Annotated in this window: 8 protein-coding genes and 1 pseudogene; 2 read left to right on the forward strand and 7 right to left on the reverse strand. The window is 75.4% G+C overall.

All coding sequences use genetic code 11. The features are described from left to right. Positions 1-41 precede the first annotated feature (41 nt). The 4 genes from ABZ641_RS20145 to ABZ641_RS20160 all read right to left on the reverse strand — a co-directional run bounded on the left by ABZ641_RS20145 (position 42) and on the right by ABZ641_RS20160 (position 3,286). Positions 42-659 (reverse strand): FMN reductase, encoded by a 618-nt coding sequence (locus tag ABZ641_RS20145; protein WP_344622089.1) that lies wholly within the window; start codon positions 657-659, stop codon positions 42-44. Further along, complete coding sequence (locus tag ABZ641_RS20150; protein ID WP_344622190.1) at positions 656-1,771, reverse strand: LLM class flavin-dependent oxidoreductase; 1,116 nt, start codon at positions 1,769-1,771, stop codon at positions 656-658. Before ABZ641_RS20150 ends, ABZ641_RS20145 begins: the two co-directional genes overlap by 4 nt. A gap of 91 nt (positions 1,772-1,862) precedes the next feature. After that, entirely contained in the window at positions 1,863-2,222 is a 360-nt protein-coding gene (locus ABZ641_RS20155; RefSeq protein ID WP_344622090.1) for a hypothetical protein, read from the reverse strand. 191 nt (positions 2,223-2,413) lie between these two features. Next, positions 2,414-3,286: a MurR/RpiR family transcriptional regulator gene (locus ABZ641_RS20160; protein WP_344622091.1), complete on the reverse strand. Its 873-nt coding sequence runs from the start codon at positions 3,284-3,286 to the stop codon at positions 2,414-2,416. 243 nt (positions 3,287-3,529) lie between these two features. On the opposite strand from ABZ641_RS20160, the gene ABZ641_RS20165 reads away from it, so the two are divergent. After that, positions 3,530-3,901, forward strand: coding sequence for a hypothetical protein (locus tag ABZ641_RS20165; RefSeq protein WP_359983533.1), 372 nt, complete (start codon positions 3,530-3,532; stop codon positions 3,899-3,901). A gap of 22 nt (positions 3,902-3,923) precedes the next feature. On the opposite strand, the gene hutH is transcribed toward ABZ641_RS20165, so the two are convergent. Continuing rightward, complete coding sequence (hutH, locus tag ABZ641_RS20170) at positions 3,924-5,486, reverse strand: histidine ammonia-lyase (RefSeq protein WP_344622093.1); 1,563 nt, start codon at positions 5,484-5,486, stop codon at positions 3,924-3,926. Positions 5,487-5,653: 167 nt separating this feature from the next. On the opposite strand from hutH, the gene fdhD reads away from it, so the two are divergent. Continuing rightward, complete coding sequence (gene fdhD, locus ABZ641_RS20175) at positions 5,654-6,475, forward strand: formate dehydrogenase accessory sulfurtransferase FdhD (protein WP_359983536.1); 822 nt, start codon at positions 5,654-5,656, stop codon at positions 6,473-6,475. Positions 6,476-6,497: 22 nt separating this feature from the next. On the opposite strand, the gene ABZ641_RS20180 is transcribed toward fdhD, so the two are convergent. After that, positions 6,498-6,863 carry a hypothetical protein gene (locus ABZ641_RS20180; RefSeq protein WP_359983539.1) on the reverse strand — a complete coding sequence of 122 codons (366 nt, stop codon included), beginning with the start codon at positions 6,861-6,863 and terminating at the stop codon, positions 6,498-6,500. Between the two features lie 235 nt (positions 6,864-7,098). Next, positions 7,099-7,717: pseudogene (locus tag ABZ641_RS20185) on the reverse strand (sensor domain-containing diguanylate cyclase); the annotation flags it as partial.

Here is a 7,717-nt window from a genome sequence, read left to right on the forward strand (position 1 = left end):
GCGGGACCGGCCGGTCCCGCCGCCCGCCGTGGAGCGTGCCGTCAGCCCGCGCGCAGGGCCGCCAGCTGCTGCTCGAAGGGCACCACCTCGGGCCCCGTCCGGGGCCGGGGCGGGCGTCCCGCGAGCAGGTCGGCGAGTTCCCCGCCGGCCCGGGCGATCCTCGGGCCGAGCCCCTCGGCGTCGCCGCCGGGGCCCCAGTCCTCGGAGGCGGCGAACACCGCGGTCGGCACCACGACCGCCCGCAGGTGGGCGAAGAGCGGCCGCACGGCGTGCTCCAGGGCCAGCGAGTGCCGGGCGGTGCCGCCGGTGGCGGCGATCAGCACCGGGGTGCCGGTCAGCGCCTCCCGGTCGAGCACGTCGAAGAAGGACTTGAACAGGCCGCTGTACGAGGCACTGAAGACCGGCGTGACCGCGATCAGGCCGTCCGCGGCCTCCACCGACTCCAGGGCGGCCCGCAGCTCCGGGCCGGGGAAGCCGGTCACCAGGTGGTCGGCGATCGGCCGGGCGAGGCCGCGCAGTTCGACCACCTCGACCTCGACCTCCCGCCGGCCCTCCAGCGCCGTCCGGACGGCGCCGGCCAGGCGGTCGGCGAGCAGCCGGGTGGACGAGGGCACGGACAGGCCGGCCGACACGGCGACCAGCTTGAGCGGGGCGGTCATCGGACCTCCTCGGGGGTGTTGTCGGCGGTCGCGTCGGCGGCGTCCCGCCGGGCGAGCAGCGAGGCGTGGGTGGGGGCGTCCGGCACGCCGGCCGGGCGGCCCGAGGCGAACTCCTTGCGCAGCACCGGGATCACCTCTTCGCCGAGCAGGTCCAGCTGCTCCAGCACCGTCTTCAGCGGCAGGCCGGCGTGGTCGACCAGGAAGAGCTGGCGCTGGTAGTCGCCGAAGGACTCGCGGAAGGTGAGCGTCTTGTCGACGACCTCCTGCGGGCTGCCGACGGTCAGCGGGGTCTGCTCGGTGAACTCCTCCAGCGACGGGCCGTGCCCGTAGACCGGGGCGTTGTCGAAGTACGGGCGGAACTCGCGCACCGCGTCCTGCGAGTTGCGGCGCAGGAAGACCTGCCCGCCGAGGCCGACGACGGCCTGCTCCGGGGTGCCGTGGCCGTAGTGCGCGTACCGCTCGCGGTAGAGGTTGACCAGGCGCTGGAAGTGCTCCTTCGGCCAGAAGATGTTGTTGGCGAAGAAGCCGTCACCGTAGTAGGCGGCCTGCTCTGCGATCTCGGGGCTGCGGATCGAGCCGTGCCAGACGAACGGCGGGACGCCGTCCAGCGGGCGAGGGGTCGAGGTGAAGCCCTGCAGCGGGGTGCGGAAGCGGCCCTGCCAGTCGACCACGTCCTCGCGCCACAGCTTGTGCAGCAGCGCGTAGTTCTCGATCGCGAGCGGGATGCCCTGGCGGATGTCCTGGCCGAACCACGGGTACACCGGGCCGGTGTTGCCGCGGCCGAGCATCAGGTCGACCCGGCCGTCGGCCAGGTGCTGGAGCATCGCGAAGTCCTCGGCGATCTTCACCGGGTCGTTGGTGGTGATCAGCGTGGTCGAGGTGGAGAGGATCAGCCGGTCGGTGCGGGCCGCGATGTGGCCGAGCATGGTGGTCGGCGAGGACGGCACGAACGGCGGGTTGTGGTGCTCGCCGGTCGCGAAGACGTCCAGGCCCACCTCCTCGGCCTTCTGCGCGATCGCCACCATGGCCTTGATCCGCTCGTGCTCGGTCGGCGTCCGGCCGGTGGTCGGGTCCTCGGTGACGTCACCCACGGTGAAGATCCCGAACTGCATGGCGCTCACTCTCCAGATCGTTCAGCTTTCAACTACATGCGGCTGAACGAACCCGCGGCGACGGCTATTCCCGCCGCCGCCCCCGACCGGCTCAGGCGGCCGCGCCGCCCTCCCAGTCGATGCCGATCTCGGCCAGCCAGGCGCGGTCCCGGGCGTCGACGGCCGGCTCCCGGCCGGCCGCACCCTGCTCCGCCTCCCGGGCGTCCCGCGGCCCACGGGCCGGCGGACGCGGGATCTCCTGGACCGGACCCAGCCCGTACCGCTCGGCCGCCTCCGCAGCGGCCCGCTCGGCGGCGGTCGGCTCGGTGATCCCGATGTGCACGGCGGACTCGTCGCCGGCGTCCAGCACGGTGATGCCCGGGTCCGGCGGGCGGCGCAGCACGATCCGCCGCCCGCAGGTCGGACAGGACCACTCGTCGGCCCCGTCGGCCAGCCGAGCGGTCGGTCTCATCTGGTGGATCACCCGCATCCCGTTCACCCCCGTCCGGCCCGCGGCCGGGCCCTGTCTGGGGGATGCCCGCTCCCGGGCGGGCGCCAACCCGTCGAAACGCGCACAGTTGCACCCCGCGCGCCGCCGGGTGCCCCCGTGCACCGGCTCCGCACGCCGGGAGGCGGGCAGCGGCGCGCCGGACGGACGGCGGGCTACTCCAGGAACAGCCCGCGGGCGGTCGCCGACTGCTCGATGGCCTCCAGCCGGGCCTCGGCGCCGGGGATCTCGTCGCACATGGTCTGCAGCAGCACCCGGCCGAGCATCATCGGCGCGCAGGCGGTGTCGAAGACCAGGCCGGTGCCGACCGCGGCGGGCAGCATCAGGTCGGAGAGCTTGGCGACCGGCGCGAAGGCGCTGTCGGCGACCGTCACCACCGTCAGCCCGCACTCCCGGGCGGTGATCAGGGCGTCCATCAGCTCCCGCGGATAGCGGGGCAGGGCGAAGCAGGCCAGCGCGGTGGCACCGGCCGAGGCGGCCTGCTCGATCCGGTCGGCCAGCATCGAGCCGCCCTCGTCCAGCAGCCGGACGTCCGGGTGCACCTTGGCGGCGAAGTAGGCGAAGCCGTGCGCCTGGGCCGAGGCGGCCCGCAGGCCGAGCACCGGCAGCGGCCGGGAGGCGGCGAGCAGTCGGGCGGCACGGACGATCGGCTCCGGGTCGGCGAGCAGCTCGGCGAGGTGGCGCAGGTGCTCGATCTCGGCCAGCACCGCCAGCTGGTGCTCGTTGCGGACGGCGTCCGCGGGGGTCTCCGCGGACGGCGCGGACTCCCCCGCGCCGAGTTCGCGCAGCTGCTTGCGCAGCGCCGGGTAGCCGTCGTAGCCGAGCGCGACCGCGAAGCGGGTCACCGACGGCTGGCTGACGCCGGCCAGCTCGGCGACCTCCACGCTGGACAGGAACGGCGCCTCGGTGGCGTGCCGGACGAGGGAGTGCGCGATCCGGCGCTGGGTCGGGGTGAGCCGGTGGCCCTCGAACAGCTGGAGGAGTCGGGCGGAAGGGCCCGCGGTGCCGGTCTCGTCCAGGGCTGTCATCGGCGGTTCCTCCGAGCTCGTGAGCGCTGCGCACCGTTGGCGGCGGCGGCTGGGACGACTGTCGCGCAGTCCTGGCATGCGGGCAACGGTGTTTCGCGGGTCGGGACGGCCCGCGCGGCCGGTACCGGGGGCGGGGTCGGGCTCGGGGTCGCCCCCGGGGTCACCCCGAGACGGCCCTGACCCGTCCCCGAGATCGCGCTCCGGCGGTGGACCGCGGCCCACCGACGCGGCCAGGCTGGGGCCATGGACCTCTCCAAGGACGACCTCGCGCGCGACCTCGACGCCGCCGTGCAGACCCGCAAGGAGCTCGGCAAGGAGTACGAGGCGGAGATCGTCGACTCCTTCCTCGCCCGCCTGGACGAGCGGTTGGACGCCCGGGTCGAGCAGCGCGTGACCGAGCGCCTCGGTGCCGCCGAGCCGGTGCGGCGGACCGGGAACCCCCAGTTCAAGGTGCAGGTGCTCTCGCTGGTGATGGGCATCCCGCTGTCCGCGATCGCCGCCGAGAGCGCCCGGCTGCCCGGCCTGATCGTCTGCTGGGCGGGCATCGTCGGCATCAACATCTCCTCCGCGCGGGCCGGCCGGAGCCGGGAGCGGCGGCGGGACGACCGGTACTGAGCCCGGCCGTCCCGCCGGGACGTCAGCCCAGCGGGCCGGTGACCCGCTCGACCGCGGTGACCAGCGCGCCGGAGGCGACCAGCGCCGCGGCGGCCTCCAGGTCGGGCGAGAGGAAGCGGTCCCGGCCGGGGCCGCCGACGCCGGCCTCGCGGGCCGCGGCGATCGCGGCGGCGGTGGCCGGGGCGATCGGGCCGCTGCCGCCCTCGGCACGGATCTCCAGCGCCCGGCCGGCGGCGACCAGCTCCACGGCCAGCACCCGGGTCAGGTTGGCGACCGCCTGGCGCAGCTTGCGCGCGGCCGACCAGCCCATCGACACGTGGTCCTCCTGCATCGCGGAGGACGGGATGGAGTCCACCGAGGCCGGGACGGCGAGCCGCTTGTTCTCGCTGACCAGGGCGGCCTGGGTGTACTGGGCGATCATCAGGCCGGAGTCCACGCCCGGGTCGTCGGCGAGGAAGGCCGGCAGGCCGTGCGAGCGCGCCTTGTCGAGCAGCCGGTCGGTGCGGCGCTCGGAGATCGAGCCGAGGTCCGCGGCGGCGATGGCGAGGAAGTCCAGCACGTACGCGACCGGGGCGCCGTGGAAGTTGCCGTTGGACTCGACCCGGCCGTCCGGCAGCACCACCGGGTTGTCGACGGAGGCGGCGAGCTCGCGCTCGGCGACGGTACGGGCGTGCGCGACGGTGTCGCGGCCGGCGCCGGCGACCTGCGGGGCGCAGCGGATCGAGTAGGCGTCCTGGACGCGCGGCGCGTCGTCCTGGTGGTGGCCGGTCAGGCCGGAGCCCTTGAGCACGGCCAGCATGTTGGCGGCGGAGAGCGCCTGGCCGGGGTGCGGGCGGATCGGGGCGTGCAGCTCGGGGGCGAGCACCTTGTCGGTGCCGAGCAGCGCCTCCAGGCTCATCGCGGCGGTGATGTCCGCGGTGGTGAAGAGCTTCTGCAGGTCGGCGATGGCCATGACCAGCATGCCGAGCATGCCGTCGGTGCCGTTGATGAGGGCGAGGCCCTCCTTCTCCAGCAGCTCGACCGGCTCGATACCGGCGGCGGCGAGCAGCTCGGCGGCGTCCTTCTCGACGCCGTCGGGGCCGAAGGCGGTGCCCTCGCCCATCAGCACCAGGGCGCAGTGCGAGAGCGGGGCGAGGTCGCCGGAGCAGCCGAGCGAGCCGAACTCGCGGACGGCGGGGGTGATGCCGGCGTTGAGCAGGGCGGCCATGGTCTCGGCGACCAGCGGGCGGACGCCGGTGCGGCCGGAGGCGAGGGTCTTCATGCGCAGGAAGACCAGGGCGCGGACGACCTCGCGCTCGACCACCGGGCCCATGCCGGCGGCGTGCGAGCGCACCAGGGAGCGCTGCAGCTGGGCGCGCAGCTCGGGGCTGATGTGCCGGACGGCGAGGGCGCCGAAGCCGGTGGAGACGCCGTAGACCGGGCGCGGCTCGGCGGCGAGCGCGTCGATCCGGGCGCGGGCGCCGGCCATCTCGGCGAGCGCGTCCGGGCCGATCTCGACCCGGGCGTTGCCGCGGGCGACGGCGAGGACGTCCTCGGCAGTGACGTCGGCCTTGCCGACCTGGACCAGTGGCGCGTCGGGGGCCACAGCACCGTGCATATCCATATGCACAATGAGATCAGGTGAATGGGAATCTGACAACCGCTGGCCGGGACGCGTTCTGCGGCCGCCGGGGACCGACCGCGGCCAGGATTTCCGTCAGGACGGGGCGGTGCCGCAGGCTGGGCACAGCGGACACGGCATGCGGAGGGTCGATGGCACGGGCGACGGTACGGCGCCGGGTGGTCCGGCTGCGCGGCAGCGAGACGGGCGTGCGCCCGGACGCGCTGGCGGCCGAGGAGCCGCTGGAGATACGGCTCGGCGGCGAGCCGCTGACCGTCACCATGCGCACCCCCGGCCACGACTTCGACCTGGTCGCGGGCTTCCTGGTCGGCGAGGGCGTCGTCCACCGCACCGAGCAACTGGCCGCGCTGCGCTACTGCGCGGGCACCGACAACGAGGGCGTCAACAGCTACAACGTGGTGGACGCGACGGTGCGCGGCGACGCGGCGCCGCTCTCCGGGCACCGCAACCTGCTCACCACCAGCGCCTGCGGGCTCTGCGGCCGGGACACCGTCGAGGCGGTGCGCACGCACAGCCGCTGGCCGGTCGACCGGGACGCCCTGCGGGTCTCCCCCGCCCTGCTCTACGCCCTGCCGGAGCGGCTCCGCGCGGCGCAGCGGGCGTTCGACTCCACCGGCGGGCTGCACGCGGCCGGGCTGTTCGACGCGGACGGCAGGCTGCTCTGCGCCCGCGAGGACGTCGGGCGGCACAACGCGGTGGACAAGGTGATCGGCTGGGCCCTGCGGGAGGGCCGGCTGCCGCTCGCCGGGCACGTGCTGCTGGTGAGCGGGCGGGCCTCGTTCGAGCTGACCCAGAAGGCGGCGCTGGCGGGCGTGCCGCTGCTGGCCGCGGTCTCGGCGCCGTCCTCGCTCGCGGTCGATCTCGCCGAGGAGCTTGGCCTCACCCTGGTGGGCTTCCTGCGCGGCGAGAGCGCCAACGTGTACGCCGGGGCGGAGCGGGTGGCGGCCGGCTGACGGGCCGCCACCCGGCGCTCCGTCAGTTCCTGCGGCGCATCGCCATCACCACGACGACGATGACGATCAGCACGATGCCGAGGATCACCACGCCGATCACGATGCCGGCGACCGTGCCGAAGAAGCTCTTCTTCTTCTTCGACTTGGACTTGGACTTCGCCACCTTGGTCTTCTGCTTGGACGCCGCCGGGGCGAGGGCGGGCGCCGCCGCCTGCCCGAGCGCGCGGGCCCGGGCCGGGGCCTGGGCGGGCGCCTGGGCCGGGGCCTGCTGAACGGCCGCCGCGGGTGCGGTGCGGGGCGTCGCCGCCGCGGCCTCGCCGCCGGCCAGCGCCGAACCGCCGACCGCCAGTGCCAGTGCGAGTAGTGCCCCCGCCAACTTGGTGCGCATGGTCCCTCCCAGGTCCCCCGATGCTGTCCGGCCACTGTCGCAGCCGCGGCCCGCGGGGCACAGCCCCCGGACGGGCCCTGTGGCCCAGCTGTGACGTACCCCGTGCGGGCCCGTCGCAGCCACCCCGTCGGATGCCCCGCCGCAGCGGTTCCACTCCCCTGGGCGCGAATCCGGCGGCGCGGGTGCACCACCAGGGGCGCGTGGGGGCTGCCCCGTGCGCCTTCGAAAGCGGGCGCTAGTCCGGCGGTGGGGAGGTCGGGCCGGAGAGGGCGACGGCGACCAGGGAGCGCAGGGCGGCGGCGATCTGGCCGAGCGGCAGGGTGGTGTCGTCGGCGAAGAGTTCGACCAGCCAGCCGCCGGCCGCGTTGGGGCCGCCCGCGGCGACCATCCCCTTGTAGCCGCTGACCACCATCACGGCCTCCTCGGACGGGTCGTTGCCCGCGGCACCGGCCCGCAGGGCGAAGCCGCCGCCGCGGGCGGCCCGCCGGGTGAGCGGGTAGTGCCGCAGGTCGAACACGGCGTCCGGGGCCTCGATCTGGGCGCGCTGGGTGGCGGCGCCGGAGCTGCTCGGGCCGCTGGTCATCCGGTACACGGCGTGCTGCGCGGTGCGCATCAGGTGCGAGCCCGGCGGCACGTAGGAGACCCACCAGGCGACGGCGTCGAGCAGCCGGGCGGAGGTCTCGGCGACGGTGACCAGCCGGGCCAGGGTGTCGGCGGGGTGGCTGGTGCGGTGGACCTCGTTCTGGTCGAGCGCGGCGAGCACGGTGGTGAGCAGTTGGCCGGGGTCGGCGCTGCGGGCGGCGCCGCGGAAGCGCCGGCGGTCGCCGTTGCCGCGCTGGCCGGGGCCGCCGCGG

It is taken from the genome of Kitasatospora sp. NPDC007106 (assembly GCF_040634455.1).
Classification (GTDB): domain Bacteria; phylum Actinomycetota; class Actinomycetes; order Streptomycetales; family Streptomycetaceae; genus Kitasatospora; species Kitasatospora arboriphila.

What these genes read in the sequence shown, in the direction of transcription:
- ABZ641_RS20180 (WP_359983539.1), bottom strand. Translation starts at nt 6,863, where the DNA reads ATGCGCACCAAGTTGGCGGGGGCACTACTCGCACTGGCACTGGCGGTC.
- ABZ641_RS20145 (WP_344622089.1), bottom strand. Translation starts at nt 659, where the DNA reads ATGACCGCCCCGCTCAAGCTGGTCGCCGTGTCGGCCGGCCTGTCCGTG.
- ABZ641_RS20160 (WP_344622091.1), bottom strand. Translation starts at nt 3,286, where the DNA reads ATGACAGCCCTGGACGAGACCGGCACCGCGGGCCCTTCCGCCCGACTC.
- fdhD (WP_359983536.1), top strand. Translation starts at nt 5,654, where the DNA reads ATGGCACGGGCGACGGTACGGCGCCGGGTGGTCCGGCTGCGCGGCAGC.
- ABZ641_RS20165 (WP_359983533.1), top strand. Translation starts at nt 3,530, where the DNA reads ATGGACCTCTCCAAGGACGACCTCGCGCGCGACCTCGACGCCGCCGTG.
- ABZ641_RS20155 (WP_344622090.1), bottom strand. Translation starts at nt 2,222, where the DNA reads ATGAGACCGACCGCTCGGCTGGCCGACGGGGCCGACGAGTGGTCCTGT.
- ABZ641_RS20150 (WP_344622190.1), bottom strand. Translation starts at nt 1,771, where the DNA reads ATGCAGTTCGGGATCTTCACCGTGGGTGACGTCACCGAGGACCCGACC.